We start from the raw sequence: 17315 nt of genomic DNA, 5'->3' as shown, positions 1-17315 counted from the left end.
TGTGAACGCAAAAGCAAGAAGCCGTTCAGACCTTTGGTTTGATATCGTAAATTACGGCATATTGACGGTTGTGCTGCTCCTGGTTTTGTATCCGCTTTATTTCGTGGTGATCGCCTCCTTCAGCAATCCGACGCTGGTCAATTCGGGGCAGATTACCCTGATTCCCAAAGGGATTAATTTTGAAGGATATATCCGGATTTTCCAAGACAACATGATCATTACAGGATATGGAAACTCCATATTATACACGGTTCTTGGCACGCTGATCAGCGTCGCGGTGACGGTTCCCGCGGCTTACGCATTATCAAGACGCGAGCTGCGCGGCAGAAATCTGGTGATGTATTTGGTCGTCTTTACGATGTTCTTCAGCGGCGGCTTGATCCCGACCTTTATTCTGATCAAGGATCTGGGGATGTATAACACGTTCTGGTCCCTGCTGCTGCCGGTCGCCGTCGTGCCATGGAATTTGATTATCGCCAGGACGTTTTTTCAGACGTCGATTCCTGACGAGCTCCGGGAGTCTGCCCAGCTCGACGGCTGCAACGAGGTCCGATTCTTCATCCGGATCGCGCTGCCGCTATCCTCCGCGCTCCTTGCAATCATGGTGCTGTTTTATGCGGTAGGCTACTGGAACACCTATTTCAGCGCGATGATTTATTTGAAAGACGAAGCGCTGTATCCGCTGCAGTTGGTGCTTCGGAATATTTTGCTCGCGAACAATATATCTCCGGAAATGATGGAGAACGTCGAGCAGGCCAGCAAGCAGCTGGAGGTGGCGGCATTGATCCAATACGGGGTCATTATCGTTGCCGCATTCCCTTTGCTGATCCTTTATCCGTTCCTGCAGAGGTTTTTCGTGAAAGGCGCCCTGATCGGTTCGATCAAAGGCTGAAGTGAAGTGTTGTTATCAGGCAAAGCCTGTTCAACATAATAAGAGAAAAAGGGAGGGCTTTAAGTGAAAATGAAACACCTGGGAAAAGCCGCAATGGCAGGTGTCCTGAGTCTGGTTCTGCTAGTCGGATGTTCCTCTAAGGGAGGCGATTCGGGTTCCTCGAGCGGCAAAGCCGATGACGCGGCGCCGAAGAAGGACGAGACGGGCCGCGAAATGATCGGCAATATGTATGTCTCGGGTTTGCCGATCGTGAAGGAGAAGGTCACGCTGAAGATGATCGGTATTCAAGGTCCACAGACCGGAAATTACGCGGACATGCCGTTCTTCAAGGAACTTGAAGAGAAAACGAATGTACACATTGAATGGGAGCTGTATCAGCAAGGCAGTTACCCCGAGAAGAAAAATGTCCTGCTCGCATCGGACGAGGTGCCGGACGCATTCTTCGGACCGGAGTCGTTCACGATGGATGATGCGAATAAGTACGGCCCGCAAGGCATTGTTATCCCCCTTAACGACCTGATCGAGAAGTATGCGCCGAATTATAAAAAAGCAATGGAGCAGGAGCCGCTTTTGGAAGGCCTCAGTACAGCATTCGACGGCAACAAATACTCGATGGGCACCGTTATCGAACAGGTTCAGCGGAGCTATCCCGGACTTCTATACATCAATAAAACCTGGCTGGATCGTCTCGGTCTTCAAGTGCCTACGACTATCGACGAGTATTATAACGTGCTGAAGGCGTTTAAAGATGAGGACGCGAACGGCGACGGAAATAAAAACGATGAAATTCCGTACACCTTCGTGAACTTCAACCATATTAACGGATACGGCCAACTTTTCGGAGCGTTCGGCAGGGTTGATGTGCACAATTATGGCGGCAATCCGGTCGATCATATCGTTGTCGGCGATGACGGCAAGCTGATCTTTACTGCGGACAAGCCTGAATACAAGGAAGCGATTCAAACGCTGCATAAATTTTTCAAGGACGGACTGTTCGACCAGGAAGGCTTCACGCAAGATCCCAAGCAGTTCGACGCGAAGATGAAGGATCCGAAAGGCATCGTCGGTTCATTCTACGCTTGGTCGACGCAAGCAGTTTCCCCGGAAACAGCGAAGCAGTATGTAGCGATCAAGCCGCTTAAAGGGCCAAGCGGCGAAGATGCGCCCGTCATGAAGAGGGAGAACAACATCAACGTACGCGGTAACGGATTTGCGATTACGCATAAGAACAAAAATCCGGAAATTACGATGAGATGGGTGGACGAATTCTATTCGCAGCTGACCAGTATTGAATCCCAGTATGGACCTGTGGGGATCGGACTGATCGATAAGGGCGACGGCACGTACGATTACAACACGAAGGATACACCTCAAGGCGTAAGCTTCATGGATGTCTGGCATCAGAATGCGCCATTTGACCAATCGCCTAAATTTATTACGGCCAAAACCTTCGGCACTGTGGTTCCCGTGACGTCAGCCGATGAAGAGAAAGCCAATTATATCAACGAGTTCTATTTGAATGCGAAGCAGAACAGCACGCTGCCGACGATGAACTATACGCCGGATGAGATTAAAACCAACACGACAGAAGGTCTGGATATCGGAAACTACGTGAAGGATTCCCAAACGAAATGGCTGTTGAACGGCGGAATCGATGCAGAGTGGGACGCGTACCTGGCCAAGCTGAAGCAGCTGAAGCTGGATGATTTCATCGCTTCCATGCAGGCGTCATACGATCGGATTTCCGGCAAGTAACGAACCTCTATGAAACGGCGGCCGCCTGCAAGCTTGAAAGAAGCATGGCGGCCGCTGTCCAATTCAAAGGGACGGATGGGCAGCTCTCTATTTTTATCATTCTAGGAGGTGCAGGAATGCGTACAAAAATGAAGCAGCGGGTATCCATGCTCATGATTCTGATGATGATCGTCCAATGGGGAGGAGGGCTCGGTTTTATTTTCGATCAAGTGAAAGCGCAATCATCCGATGGCGATCCTCCAAACGGAAAGTATTACATCGATGTTCCGCTTACTGGAGCTGACTTCAGCGATCCTGCTTCATTCCATATGAAGCTTAAAGAGACCAGTGACGATACCGAGCCGATGCATACGTTTTTCGTTGATAAAGGCACACCGTCAGCGGATGGCTTTACAACGGCTCATATGACGACCGTCACGGAAAATGTATACGAGGGAGGGGGCAGCCTGTATTTCGGCGACGGGATCACAGGACCGCTGAACCTCAATTATAAGGTGGATGGTTTGCAAGTCGGAGCAACCTATGAGCTGACGGTCATGATGAAGAAGGTTCCCGGCGTTCCCGTGGGAGGCGGCTCCCTTTCCGTCAAAAACTACGACACCTCGAATTTCACTTCAGCAGGTGCTTCGGTCTCGGTGCCTTTCAATACCCTGACGGAGGAATGGCTTCCATACACGTTAAGCTTCGTTACGGCTTATCCGCACGCCAAAATCAATTTCTGGGGTTCCGCCAACAAGACTCAAGTGCTCGTGGGCAAGATGCAGTTGAAGCAGGTTTCCGATACAGAGCCGCAGCCTCCGACGGAGCCTGAGCCGCCAGCTGTCCTTTCCGTGAATAATGGACACTTTGAGGCCGGGGCCGACATGGTTTCCTCGGATCAGGCGGTGAAAAATCAATTCTTCAGCAAAAACAATAACTATGAACTGACAGACGCGGAGAAGTATACCGGCAACCATTCCTTGCTTCTCAACAAGGATTCTGCATGGACGGAGACCATCGGCTATGAGAAAACGGATCTGAAGCCAAACACGGAATATCGGGTATCGTTCGCGGCCAAGGTTGGCGGGGCTGACCAGACGTTATCCTTCCGGATATCGGGCTATAAGAACGGAATTCCCGAAGATAAGACCGACGTGATGAACTATATCGAGCATACGCGAATCCGCAATACGGATTGGTCGGTCTTTCACTACGACTTCGAGACAGCTGGCGTAACCAACGCATATATCGATTTTAGCGTTGCTGCAGGCAGCCAGGCCTATATCGACGATGTGAACGTAGAAGAGCGAGGGGCGGCTTCGCCCGTACAGAACGAGCCTGCCTTGTCCCGCGGGAGCCAGCTGTTCATCAAGAACGGCCTGCAATTTCAATCGTGGGTGCCGACAGACGACATACAGCGGCTTAAACAGTGGATGTATTATCCTTCGGCCGAACAAATTCGGGATTTAGGCCTGACGGCCGTGCAATACAATGACGCCCCTAACTATAACGACGTTCTGCATGCACAGGATCCCGATTTGAAATGGGCCATTGCTTACGGTCCCAAAGCGACCAAAATTTCCTCATCCTACTTCGACAGCCAGACGGTGTCCAAGCATGACAGCGGTAAAACCGGAGCACCTACCGCGCAGGAGCAGGAGAGCGGATATTTGACGCCGGAGCAGCAGGCCAATCTGAACAACCTCGTCAGCGTCGGGTTCGGCGATGAGGAGGATTACTCCGATACGCTTACGCAAAATTTAAAGGATTGGTTCGCGCTTTCCAAAGCGAAATATCCGGATGTGCTTGTCCATCACAATGAAGTGGGCAATACGCCGACGCCGGAGATGAGCCTGATCTCGACGTTCAACAAGGACATGCTCCGCAAGTATGTCCGGACGGCCAAGCCGGACTTCATCACTTACGATATGTACTACTTCCGGGAGAACAGGCAATCGCAGGAGATCGGCGGGACGGTCATTCCCTTTTACGACGACCTGAACCGCTATCGTCTTATCGCTTCGGAGGGCTATGACGGAACCGGGCTGTCGCCTATTCCGTTCGGCAACTATATGCAAGCCTGGAGAACGGGGCCGGGCGCCGCGACTTACGAGAAAAGAGGCGACGGCTGGTATGAAATGACCGAATCCCAGGTCTATCTCAGCGCGTTCGCCAACTGGACCTTCGGCGGCAAGTGGATGAGCATCTTCCGCTGGATCGACGATGCGCCGGGTTATCTATTCACGGATTCCCGTGTGGACGAGAATGGCAACCCGCAGCCTTACCATATCTATGATCAATTCAAGGAAATGATCCGGCAAAGCAAAAATTTGGGAGAGCACCTGGTCCGCATTCACAATAAGGACGTTGTTATCCTCCCCGGCCAGCACATGGAGAATGGCAAGCCTGTCCAAAACGCCAGACCGGAGGACAATAAGGAATGGAATCCGGCCACCGACGAAGCCTTTATGCATCAGATTGAAGTCAGCAATGAAGGCGCAACGAACGACGGATTGGAAGGCGATGTGTTCATTTCTTACTTTGAGCCCCTTCCGGGACTGGATACGAAGGACTTCTTCACGACGACGGCACCTGATTATTTCATGATCCTGAACGGCCTCACCAGCGGTGATGGACTGCCTGCCGAAGAGCAGCACGGCTCAAGCTACGAGACGCGTCAGCAAATTAAAGTGACGTTCGATCTGAGCGGCAGCGGCGTAGCGCCGGACCAATTGAAAAAGGTCAGCCGCATAACCGGGGAAATCGTACAGGTACCTCTACGGAACCTGGGGGATGGCAAATACGAAATGACGACGGTGCTGGGCGGGGGAATGGCCGATCTGTATTTCTGGGAGCTGGGCGACCGGAATGGGCAGGCGGATCATCCTGCCGGAGCCGAAGCCGATGACGTGAGATTAACCGGAAACCCCGCATATGCGAATGACCGGGAGATCAGGGATTTGGACGGGCGGACGGTATCCATCGGCTGGATCAAGGATACGTACAGCCCGGTACCGGAGCCCCTTAGCCATATCGGCTTCAGCTACACGAAAGATGCGAACGGCAAGCTGCAGACCATGCCGGGCGGTCAAATCGGCGCCTACTTCACGCGGCTTTACGAACAGAACTTATGGAATCGCCGAGTCGCCAGAATTCAACAGGATAGCAATGTCACGATTCAGTTGACGGGCGACATGGATTGGACGAAGGAGCAATTGATCACGAATATCCAGAAGAAGAAAGCCGGGGAAGCAGTGGCAGGTATGCCCGATATTCTGATTGTGCCGGATGAATGGGTATGGAACGGCTTAATGAAGGATGAGCAGATCCTGCCTGCCAGCCAATTCGACGAGTTTGATTTCGGGGAACGCAAGTGGAACCCGGCGTATAAGGCGATGTCTGCTTATAACGGTGATATTTATGGTCTCTATGCCGGACCGACGATGAACAGTACGGGCGTGTTCGTCAATAAGGCGCTGCAGGCGACTCTTGGCATGACGGACAATCTCATGGCCTTGCAGCAGAGCAATGCGTGGGATTGGAACAAGCTGAAGCAAATGGCGGACACGCTGAAAAATTCCACAGCCGCAGGCAACAAGTATTTGTTTGCAGATACAGATGACCTGTTCAAGCAGATGATCTACTCCAATCAAGCCGCGCGGGGGACGCTAAACCCTTCCATCAAGGATGAGTTTGCGATGGATTCGCAGAGCTTCAAGGAAGCGGCGGCACTTTACAGCGAGTGGTATAAAGCTGGCCTGATTATGGCGAAGCCGGAGGGAGCGGACGAGAATTGGCCGATCGAGGCGTTCAGACAAGGAAAAGTGCTGCTGCTGGCGGCGCCTTATAATCAGACGGTCGAACAGCTGCGAGTATCGGAAAAGCACCAAGAGGCGACGATTGAAATGCAGGATGGAGTGTTCCTCGGCCAGCCGATGAAGGTGCCCGTCATCGTGGATGCGTACGATACGGTGGTGCCTGCTGGAGAATTCAGCATGCCAAGCGCAGATTGGGTGTTCCTGATGTTCCCGAAAGGACCGTCGGCTGATGGCTACAAAGCGCTGATCGATAATCCGGCTTACCCGGTTATGCTGTCCTCTTCGGAACATCCCGAAGATGCGGCGTATGTCTGGAACCTGTTGAGCGAAGAGTACGTCGGGGTCGAATACACCCGCTTCCTGAAGAAGTATTTGAACCAGCGGTCGAACGACGTGAGTACGCTCAAGAGAATCGGATTGAAGGAAGGCGTATGGGACGCCTATGAAGGAACAGGCGTGTGGAGCGAAATCGTGCAAGGCAAGCTGATGCCGGCGCTTCGGGATGGGACCTGGAATAACGGGCTGCTCGCAAGCCTGAGCCAGCATGCCAGCAAATGGGTTGCGGCGAAGCTGCCGGAACAGGACCAATCGACAAATCCCGGCACGAATCCAGGAAACCCAGGTACGAATCCGGGAACAAACCCAGGAACAAATCAAGGAACAAATCCAGGTGCGAATCCCAGCGAACCGGGTGGCGGCACCATTGGCGGGGTATCGTCCTCTGTCCTGACTGTGCAGCCGGGACAAATCCGGATCGTCGACGGCCAGGCAACGGTAGAGGCGCCGACGGGAACGACGGAGGTTCGGCTGCCTGCCGATGCCGTACGGAAGCTGGGCGAGAACCGGTTTGAAGTAAAGGCAGGTCAGGCTGCGATCACCTTGCCGCCGGCCGTTGTGTCGCAATTGCTGAACCTGCTGGCTGCCGATTCTCGTAAGAATGCCGTCATTTCCTTGCAATTCGTCCCATTAACTGATTTGCAGATTAAACAGTCATTGGAGAAGGCACAGACGGCCACGGGGATAAACATGCAGCTTGCGGGCGCCGCCTATGATTTCGCCCTTTCGATTAAGGGACAGAGCGGCAGCTCGGCCGTCCTATCGGAATTTGAACAGCCAATCACGATAAGGCTGCAAGCGGGGGACGAATCGGCTTCCGGGGTAGCAGCCATCTATCATCTTTCGGACCATGGCCGGCTGGATTACATCGGCGGCGAATACGTTAGCGGTCAATTCGCTACGCAGGTGAATCACTTCAGCCGCTACGCCGTGCTGAAAGTATCCAAGTCATTTGCGGATGTCCCGGCTGATCATTGGGCAGCCAGCGTCATTGGGAAGCTCACGTCGCAGCTGATTATCCAAGGAACAGGTGAAACGACATTCTCGCCGGAACGAAGCCTGACGCGCGCGGAATTCACCGCGCTGCTGGTCCGGGCGCTTAAGCTTACGAAAGCGGGAACATCAGAGTTTGTGGATGTTAAGCCGAGCGATTGGTATGCGGAGGAAGTCGCCATCGCCGTGAAGGCGGGCATAGTGCAGGGGAAAAGCACGTCGTTATTTGAGCCTCACGCGTCCATTACGCGTGAAGAAATGGTTGTCATGACGATGCGGGCATACCGGAATTCTAATGCAGGAGAAGCAGCCCCGGACCGCAATACGGCGTTCGCGGACGGAAACCGGATTTCGGATTGGGCATATGAGGACGTATCGGAGGCTGCCAGCCTCAGGCTCATTCAAGGCAAGCCGTCCGGCCGATTCGAACCCCAGGGTCAAGCGACCCGGGCAGAAGCGGCACAAGCCATATCCAATTTTCTTGAATTAGGGTCAAACAAACCATAGATGGAGTCAGGCGCGATCTTCGTGATGCATGAAGCGTTGGGCGCACTGTGAGAGGAGCAGCAGCATGGTTGGAACCAAAAAAGGCGCTTTGAATAACGGAGTGCATCATTATACGGAAGCGGACCGATATATTTGGCCGGAGAAACCGGAAGTACGGAAGTCCTTGAGCAAATTTCAAGACCATAAGCTTGGGCTCATGATGCATTGGTCTCCGGCAAGCCAATTGGGCATTTACGAGTCCTGGTGCATGTCGGACGATAGTGCGGCTTGGTCCAAGAAAGATGTGGACTGGACCGACGATATGCAGGAATTCAGGGAGCAGTATAGGGAATTGGGAAAGACCTTCAATCCCGTCCGGTTCCAGCCGGATGCGTGGGCAGATTTGGCAAAGGACTGCGGCTTTCAATACTTGATATTCACGACCAAGCACCATGACGGATTCTGTATGTGGGATACGGAGACGACAGATTACAGAATTACGAATCCCGATCATCCGTTCAGCAAGCATCGCTATGCAGACATTTGCCGACATTTGTTTGATGCATTCAGGAACCGGGGGATGGATGTGCATGCATACTTTTCCAAGCCCGACTGGAGCACTCCCTACTATTGGTCTCCTGAATTTGCTTCAGCGGGAGATGGCAGGACGCAGCGCAATGTAAACTACGACGTAGCGCAGCATCCCGACTTATGGGAGAAGTTTGTGCAGTTCACGCATCGTCAAATTACCGAGATTCTTACGAATTATGGACGCATTGAAGCGTTATGGCTGGACGGCGGATGGGTCCGTCCGGATCATAAGGGTCAGGATGTCAGAATCGGTGAAATCGTCGAGCGGATCCGCGAGACCTCGCAGCCGCACCTGATGGCGGTTGACCGAACCGTCGGAGGGCCGTATGAAAACTTCATTACGCCAGAGCAGACCGTTCCGGAAGAGCCGATCCCGGTTCCTTGGGAGAGCTGCGTCACGATCGGCAACCGGTTCTCGTTCAATTACGACGACGAATTCAAGTCACCTAGGCAATTGGTTCATCTCCTCGTTAATATCATAGCCAAAGGCGGTAATTTGGCCTTGAACATTGCGCCGCAGCCGGACGGAAGGCTTCCCCGCAGAGGGATGGAGGCATTGCGTGGTCTGGGCGCATTCCTGAAGCGTAACGGGGAAGCCGTATACGGGACACGTGCGTGCGCGCCCTATTTTAAGGACGGCTGGGCCTTTACCAGGAAGGAACATACGATATATGCCTTTTACTTATATGATGATTCGGCCGAGGTCCGTAGTGAATTTATGCTTCCGGATTTTGGAGCGGTAAGAGCCGTTTCGCTGTTAAGCGATGACGCTGAGGTTGCGGCAGAAGTGGGGAAGGATGGCCGTATCCGGATCCAAGTGTTATCCAGAACTTCGCATGCTGCACCGTATGCCGATGTGTTCCGCATCGATTGCGGCCATGCATCCAATGAACGGGAATGAAACAGGTAAGATAGCAGGATAAAATCCTGGCAACCCGCCTCTTGCGGCAAAACCGCTTGAGGTGGGTTTTTATTTTCTTTTGCAGAGGTATCGTATTTACATATCAGCCATTGCCCTCCAAAAATTTTTCGTCTAAAATAAGGATAATTCACTCCGGCATTCCGCTTCCAAGGCTTGCGCGCATCGATGCACCTCAGCCGTTGTAAACCACTTCGCTTCATATTCAGCATGATTTTCCGCTTTCTTAGCATCCTGCCAGTATTCATTCCTGTTCATGAAAAAGACGGATTCACCGCTAAAGCCCAGCATAGGTCCACTTCGTTATGATAGCGCTTTCTTGGCTAATCCTATGCATGTTAACACAAGGGGGGAGAAGATGCAGAGGGATTATTCCTACTATAAAAAGATATTCGAAAGCAAGCCCAAGCCGTTCGGGTTCGTGGACCTGGATCTTTTGGATGCGAACGTCGGGCAAATCATCTCCCGGGCGGGGGCCAAGAACATCCGCATCGCGACCAAGTCGGTTCGCAGCGTCGCCCTGATCAAGAGAATTCTGCATCAAAGCCCGGTTTTTTGCGGCTTGATGTGCTATTCCCCGCAGGAGGCCGTTTATTTAGTTAAGCAGGGCCTGGACGATATCGTCATGGGGTATCCGGTGTGGGAGCCTGCGGCCTTATCGGGGCTGGCCGAGCTGATCCGCCAGGGCAAATCCATCACGTTAATGGCGGATTCCATCCCGCACATCGAACATATCGAACGGATTGCGGAGCGCTGCGGCGTCCGGTTTCCGGTCTGTCTCGACATGGATATGTCGATGGACGTTCCGGGGCTTCATTTTGGCGTCTGGCGATCACCGATCCGCACGATAGAGGATGCGAGGCCGGTTGTAGCCCGAATTTTGTCTTCCGGCGGCGTCTTGATGGATGGCGTGATGGGATACGAAGCGCAGATCGCCGGCGTCGGGGACCAGGCGCCGGGCATGGCCGCCAAGAATGCGCTGGTACGCAAGCTGAAGCAGCGTTCGGTCAAGCAAATTCTTGCGAAGCGGGCCGAGCTCGTCGCGATGATCGAGGACGCGCTGGGCGCGCCCCTGCGGTTCGTGAACGGCGGCGGCACCGGCAGCCTGCATACGACGACGCTGGAGGAGGCGGTGACCGAGGTGACCGTCGGCTCAGGGTTCTTTTCGCCGGGATTGTTCGATTACTACAAGGACTTCAGGTACCAGCCGGCGGCGGGTTATGCGGTAGAGATCGTGCGCAGGCCGGCGGAGCATCTCTACACCTGCCTTGGCGGAGGTTATGTGGCCTCGGGAGCTGCAGGCAAGGATAAGCTGCCGAAGCCGTACCTGCCGCAAGGCGCTGCGCTGCTGCCGCTGGAAGGAGCGGGGGAAGTGCAGACACCCGTCTTATACAAAGGGGAGGAGCGGCTCGAACTGGGAGATCCGGTCTTTTTCCGGCATGCGAAGGCAGGAGAAATATGCGAGAGGTTTAACGGGCTGTATGGCGTTTCGGAGGGCGAAATCACGGAACTAATCTCAACGTACCGGGGGGACGGACAATGCTTTCTCTGAATGAAAATCGGAAGGTATGGAAAAATTGGTCGGGAATCGTCCGCAGCACGCCACGGCATATCGCCTATCCTTCGACCGTGGATGAGGTTGCTTCTCTGGTGCAGTCCTGCGCGAGGGATGGCAAGGGCATCCGGGTGATCGGAGCGGGGCACTCCTTCACGCCGCTCGTGCAGACGCAGGATGTGCTGGTGTCGCTCGACCATCTGGCCGGCGTCGAGCCAGTGGATGAAGCAACGCGCAGCGTCTGGATCTGGGCCGGAACGAGGTTGAAGGATTTGAGCGAGGATTTGCACCGGCAGGGCTGGGCGCAGGAGAATCTGGGCGATATCGATACCCAGTCCATCGGCGGCGCCATCGGAACCGGTACGCACGGCACGGGAATCCGGTTCGGCTCCTTATCCACCCAGCTGCTGGAGGTTCAGGTTGTGACGGCGTCAGGCGAGCTGCTGACCTGCAGCGAGGAACAGAACCGCGACCTGTTCAAGGCGCTTCAGGTTTCCCTCGGCATGCTGGGCATCATCGTGAAGGTCAAGATCCGCGTCGTGCCGTTGACGGTGCTGCATTACAGAAGCGAACGCTTCACGATCGACGAATGCTTCCGGCGTTTAGCCGAATTCCGCGACAACCATGACCACTTCGAGTTTTTCTGGTTCCCCCATACGGATACCGTGCAGGTCAAACGGCTGGATGGGACGGACGAAAAGCCGGAGGGAGGCGGCCGCTTCTGGACTCATATGAATCAAATGGTGATGGAAAACGGCTTGTTCGGGCTCATGTCGGCAGGATGCCGTGCCTTTCCGGGGCTGTGCAAGCCGGTCAGCCGCTTATCGGCGCGGTTTGTCCCGACGGGCAAGGACGTGGCGTACAGCCACCAGCTGTTTACCACGCAGCGTCTGGTCCGGTTCAATGAAATGGAATACAGCGTGCCTGCCGGCAGCATGGAGGAGGTCGTCAGCGAGATCCGGGCCAGCGTCGCGGCGCAAAGCCATGCGGTGCATTTTCCGGTGGAATGCCGTTATGTCAAGGGCGACGATATCTGGCTGAGCCCGGCGTATGGACGCGACTCTGCCTATATCGCGGTACATATGTACAAGGGCATGGAGCATCAAGTGTATTTCCGGGATATCGAGGCCATTTTCCGCCGCCATGGAGGCCGGCCGCATTGGGGCAAAATGCACACGCGGACCGCAGCGGAGCTGTCAGGACTGTATCCGCAGTGGGAGGCTTTCCGTGAAGTCAGGGAGCAGCTGGACCCGGCAGGTATTTTTCAGAATGATTATTTGCGCAAACTGTTTGATGTGAAATAGCTATAAGTGCTTAACCAAAGAGCCGCCCTGGGTCATGTGATCTGGGGCGGCTCTTATTGTGACAATCGTTTACACGAGATGGTGAAGGGGCCGATGCTACTGCTTGAAATCCTGGCGGGCGTCCGCAGCCGGGCCGAGGAGCATCTCCGGAACTCTCACCGGCTTGGCAGGCAGGCGGATATGGACCTTCGTTCCTTGTCCAGGCTCGCTTGCGAGCGTAATGCCATAGGGCTCCCCGTATTTCAAACGGATCCGGTTGTGGACGTTGCGAAGGCCGATATGCTCGCTCAGCAGCGCATCCTCCGACTGCAGGATCTGGCGGAGCTTCGTCAGGCGCTCCGGTCGGATGCCGATGCCGTTATCCGAAATCATAATGCCGAGTTCTCCGGCATCGTTCTGCCGTGCCTCGACCCGAATCACGCCCCCTTTGCCGATGCTCTCCAGGCCATGATTGATGGCGTTCTCCACGATCGGCTGCAGGATCATTTTCGGAACCGCCAGCCCCTGCAGCTCTTCCGGGCAGTCCTGCTCGTACTGGATGCGGCCGGAGAAGCGAAGCTGATGGATTTTCATATAACTGCTGACGATCTGCAGCTCTTCCCCAAGCGGTACCTCGTCGCCGCCCTTGATGCTGTAACGAAGCATGCGGCTGAGGGCCCCGGCCATCTCGTACGTTGCCTTGCTGCCCTCGACGATCGCGATGCCCTTGATCGTGTCGAGCGTATTGCTCAGAAAGTGCGGGTTGATCTGGCTCTGCAGATAGGCGAATTCGATACGCTGCTTCTCCAGCTCTGATTCATACAGCTCCGAATTGGTCTCGATCAGCTGATGGGTCAGGCCGTGAATGCGTTCCAGCATCGTATTGAACTCATTGGATATGACTTCGATTTCGGCGTATCCCTGAAGGTGAACGCGGGAATGCAGCGCATCGAGATTTTGCGTCTTCAGCCTCTTCATGAAAGACATCAGCAGGGACAGCGGCTTGAGCACGTTCATTTTCATGATGCTGTAGAGAAAGAAGATGAGCAGCAGCATCACGGCGGCTAACGTATAGCTGGTCCGCTTTAACCGGTCGAGTCCCTTCATCAGGATGCTGATTGGCGTCACGGTGACGATTTTGCCCCGGATTTCCGGAAGCGCATGGACTTGAATGATATACCGGCTGCTTTTTATCGTCTTGACGGGTTCGGATGGCTTACCGCTGCGCAGTACGGCGCGTATTTCTTCCTGCTGCTTGGCCCCCGGCTCGGTATTGGAGTAGACGAGTTCCTGCGCATCGTACAGGTAGAAGCTTGTCCCGGCGAGGCGGGGGAACTTCTGAAATTCCTTATTGATGTCCTGCACATCCAGTGCCAGTACGATAAAACCGGCTTTTTCGCCATAAGCGATTTTGCTTCCGGAAGAGAAGATATTCATGCCGAACAGAAAGTGATCCCGCTCATTGACCATGTCTCCCGGCACGAACCCGGCATAATGCACGGTTCCGTCACTGCCGATCCCGGCACCGACCGCATCCGTTTGACGGATGCCGCCCTTCATGGAGATCAGCTTGCCGTGATTACTGACGATGGCGATGTCGATAATGTTGGGATACGTGCTTTTAATGACGCTCATCAGCCCCTGGACCTTTTTAGACAGCTCGTAGATCCGCAAATTGTCGCTTTCAGCAAGCAGATTCTGAACCGTGGCATCGTATCCGAGGTTGATCATCAGCTCGGAAATATTGGCATAATTCGAGGAAATCCGCTGCTTCATCATGGAAATCAGCTCTTCATTATACTGCGTGTTCTGCTCGATAATGAATTTGCTGGACTGACGATAGACCCCGAGCACGACGACGGGAATGATTGCGATGATGACCAGACCGATGACGATGAATTGATAACGGATGGACAGCTTTCTGAAAAAACTCATCGGCTGTGCTTCTCCCGGTATTGGGTCGGGGTCATATTGGTAATGCGCTTGAAGATCCGGGTGAAGTAGAAGTAGTCGTTGAAGCCGCATCGATCGCCGATTTGCTTGATCGGATCGCCCGTTTCCGTGAGCAGCTTGCAGGCATACGCGATCCGCTGGTTGGAGACGTATTCGATAAAGTTTTCCCCGACCTCCTTTTTGAACAGGTGGCATAAGTAATTCGGACTTAAGAAAAATTTCTCCGACATGCCTTGGATCGACAGGTCATCGGTAAAATGGTCATGGATATACTTCACGATTTCGCGGATCGTTTTATGGGAAATGTCAGGGCGAACGGGACCCGCCTGGCTCTCCAGATCATGGAGCGTATGCTCCACCAAATAATCGATCATGGCTCCGGCATGTCCGAAATGATAAGACAGCTCCTCATACCCTTCGAACATTCTTCCGCTGCCGGGCACGCCTGCCCGGAAAAAATGATAGATCAGCGCCGTGAAGATCAGGTAAGCATCCTTCATGCTGAACCGGCCGTCGCTGAAGTGTTTTTTTGCCGCATTCATGCAGGAGAGGAATTGAACCCGGTCTTTGCGGGCGAGCGCGTCGGAAATGCTCTTCAGCATCTCTTCCAATACAGGGTTGGTCTGCGGCGGCGGGCTGAATATGCCCGGTTTGCCTGTCGTGAACGTGCCGTAAGAGGCGAGTGAAGCCGCCTCCAGCGAGGCATTCAGCTCCGTGAGGCCAGAGATGGAAAAACCGGTGCCGATGCTGTACATCGTGCCGTCATGCGCCCCGCTGATATCCTGCAGAAGCTCCCCGGCTGACTCCTCGTGGACGAGATATCCGGCGCGGCGCGGACTCATCTGAAAGCTGAGATGCTTGATGCTCTGCTGCAGCACGGCAGGCTTGGCGCTTTGGACTACGATCGGCAGCAGCTGCTGACCGGGGCCTGCCGTCATGCCGGACTGCTGCAGCACCTGCCCCGTAAGCTCCATGTCTCCGGAGCAGATCGCCTCGTATAGATCCGGGCTCCGAGCAGGTCCCGTCTCCTTGTGTCGGGATCCCAGCACCTCGGCGAGCCTTCCGAGCATGCTGTCGATCTCTTCGATCTCGAAGGGCTTGAGGCAATAGCCGAAGGTTCCGTAGTTAAGCGCCTTTTGGGCGTAAGCGAATTCCGCATGAGCGCTGAGCACGACGAAGAGGGTCTCGGGCGAAGCTTCCTTCCCGCGTTTGATCAGCTCCAGTCCGTTCAGCACGGGCATCTTGATATCCGTCAGCACGACATCGGGCCGGTGCTTCTTCACAAGGTCGAGCGCGTCTTGTCCGTTATCCGCGTCGCCGATGACTTCAAATCCGCGGGCGTTCCAGTGAACGCCGGATTTAATGCCCTCGACGATCCATTTTTCATCATCCACAATCAATGCTGTATACATCATCTTCCCCCCTTGAATGGTTAGAAACGTGACATCCTGAGTCAAAAAGGAAAGCGCATTCATGGCTCTATCGTCAGGATACATGACTTTCATAATTTGGTAAACCGAAGGTGAAGCATGCAGCTATAGAGATTTTTACGAAAAATATATACAAAACTCAGATTCGACTCCGCACATGCCGTTACATGGGAAGCGGAGTCCACATGTTTGCGGAATTATGTCTATATGCGGCTATTCTGCCGCTGAATATAATGGACATAAGCAAGCGGCCGGAAGGAGCAGGGTACGGATCAACAGATTGCAAGCGCATACACATAAATGAAAACGGTTGACTGCCACCGGCACATGGCTAAATTCAATCCTCACGAAAGGCGGCGAAACGAGATGAAACGAAGCAGTGAAGCAGGCGGCCGTTCTTCGAAAGGCGGACTCCTGAGCACGATGCGGCAGTACAAGTACCATTATTTAATGGTTCTGCCAGTCCTCGTCTGGTACATTCTTTTCAGCTATCTGCCCATGTACGGGATCACGCTTTCCTTCAAAACCTTTGATTTCAGTAAAGGCATCCTCGGCAGTCCTTGGGTTGGCCTTCAGCATTTTCGCGACATATCCCATGACCCGGAATTCTGGAGCGCATTCAAGAATACGGTCATTATCAGTTTGTCGAAGCTGGTAATCCACTTTCCGCTTCCGATCATCCTGGCGATGGTCATGAACGAATTTTCGCGGACGAAGGCGAGAAAGTTTTTTCAGACGCTGTTTACCTTCCCCCATTTTATATCATGGGTCGTACTGGCGGGAATATTGACCAACATTTTTAGTAACGACGGTGTTTACATCCAGCTGATGACGCTGCTAGGCTTCGATGCCTCCTCACCGCTTGTGAGCGTGAACGGCTTTCGGCCGATGATCTACCTGAGTCATGTGTGGAAGGAGATCGGGTGGGATTCCATCATCTATATGGCGGCACTCACCGGTATCAATCCGGAGCTGTACGAAGCCGCCGAAATGGACGGGGCCAGCCGCCTGCAGCGTTTGCGGTATATTGCCTGGCCGGGCATCAAGAGCACGGTGGCGATTCTCTTCATCCTGACGATCGGCAACCTGCTCAGCCTGGGCTCGAGCTTCGAACAGATTTTCAACCTGTACAGCTCGCCGGTATATTCCGTCGCAGACACCATCGACACGTATGTTTACCGCACCACGTTTACGGTCGGCGCCGATTTCGGCTATATGACGGCCGTCGGATTAATCAAATCCGCAATCAGTTTGGTGCTGCTCGTTGTGGCCAACATGACCGTGAAAAAAATGGGCGAGCAGGGATTGTACTAACGCGCAAAGGG

Annotated in this window: 9 protein-coding genes; 7 read left to right on the top strand and 2 right to left on the bottom strand. The window is 53.9% G+C overall.

Features of this window, described 5'->3' with window-relative positions; genetic code table 11:
* Position 1 precedes the first annotated feature (1 nt).
* The 6 genes from ACTHPM_RS23235 to ACTHPM_RS23210 all read left to right on the top strand — a co-directional run bounded on the left by ACTHPM_RS23235 (position 2) and on the right by ACTHPM_RS23210 (position 12628).
* Positions 2–892, top strand: a complete 891-nt coding sequence (locus ACTHPM_RS23235; RefSeq protein ID WP_440397558.1) for a carbohydrate ABC transporter permease — start codon at positions 2–4, stop codon at positions 890–892.
* A gap of 63 nt (positions 893–955) precedes the next feature.
* The gene (locus ACTHPM_RS23230) at positions 956–2647 is read left to right on the top strand and encodes an extracellular solute-binding protein (RefSeq protein WP_440397559.1); all 1692 of its coding nucleotides are present in this window, start codon (positions 956–958) and stop codon (positions 2645–2647) included.
* Between the two features lie 116 nt (positions 2648–2763).
* Positions 2764–8280: an S-layer homology domain-containing protein gene (locus ACTHPM_RS23225; protein ID WP_440397560.1), complete on the top strand. Its 5517-nt coding sequence runs from the start codon at positions 2764–2766 to the stop codon at positions 8278–8280.
* A 64-nt stretch (positions 8281–8344) separates the two neighbouring features.
* Positions 8345–9751 (top strand): alpha-L-fucosidase, encoded by a 1407-nt coding sequence (locus ACTHPM_RS23220; protein WP_440397561.1) that lies wholly within the window; start codon positions 8345–8347, stop codon positions 9749–9751.
* A gap of 376 nt (positions 9752–10127) precedes the next feature.
* The gene (locus ACTHPM_RS23215; RefSeq protein WP_440397562.1) at positions 10128–11321 is read left to right on the top strand and encodes an amino acid deaminase/aldolase; all 1194 of its coding nucleotides are present in this window, start codon (positions 10128–10130) and stop codon (positions 11319–11321) included.
* On the top strand, positions 11309–12628 hold the full coding sequence (locus ACTHPM_RS23210; RefSeq protein WP_440397563.1) for a D-arabinono-1,4-lactone oxidase: 1320 nt from the start codon (positions 11309–11311) through the stop codon (positions 12626–12628). Before ACTHPM_RS23215 ends, ACTHPM_RS23210 begins: the two co-directional genes overlap by 13 nt.
* Positions 12629–12724: 96 nt before the next feature.
* Here the strand turns inward: ACTHPM_RS23210 and ACTHPM_RS23205 are convergent, their stop codons facing one another.
* Both ACTHPM_RS23205 and ACTHPM_RS23200 read right to left on the bottom strand, forming a co-directional pair.
* On the bottom strand, positions 12725–14542 hold the full coding sequence (locus ACTHPM_RS23205) for a cache domain-containing sensor histidine kinase (RefSeq protein ID WP_440397564.1): 1818 nt from the start codon (positions 14540–14542) through the stop codon (positions 12725–12727).
* The gene (locus ACTHPM_RS23200; protein ID WP_440397565.1) at positions 14539–15972 is read right to left on the bottom strand and encodes a response regulator transcription factor; all 1434 of its coding nucleotides are present in this window, start codon (positions 15970–15972) and stop codon (positions 14539–14541) included. The genes ACTHPM_RS23205 and ACTHPM_RS23200 overlap by 4 nt, the downstream gene beginning before the upstream one ends.
* 384 nt (positions 15973–16356) lie before the next feature.
* Here ACTHPM_RS23200 and ACTHPM_RS23195 point away from each other — a divergent pair, with 384 nt between their 5' ends.
* Complete coding sequence (locus ACTHPM_RS23195) at positions 16357–17304, top strand: ABC transporter permease (RefSeq protein ID WP_440397566.1); 948 nt, start codon at positions 16357–16359, stop codon at positions 17302–17304.
* The last annotated feature ends 11 nt before the right edge of the window (positions 17305–17315 follow it).

The organism is Paenibacillus sp. SAFN-054, from assembly GCF_051966755.1.
Classification (GTDB): Bacteria; Bacillota; Bacilli; order Paenibacillales; family Paenibacillaceae; genus Paenibacillus_AQ.
The sequence above is the reverse complement of the archived record's forward strand: the minus strand, read 5'-3'. Positions and strand labels throughout refer to the sequence as shown.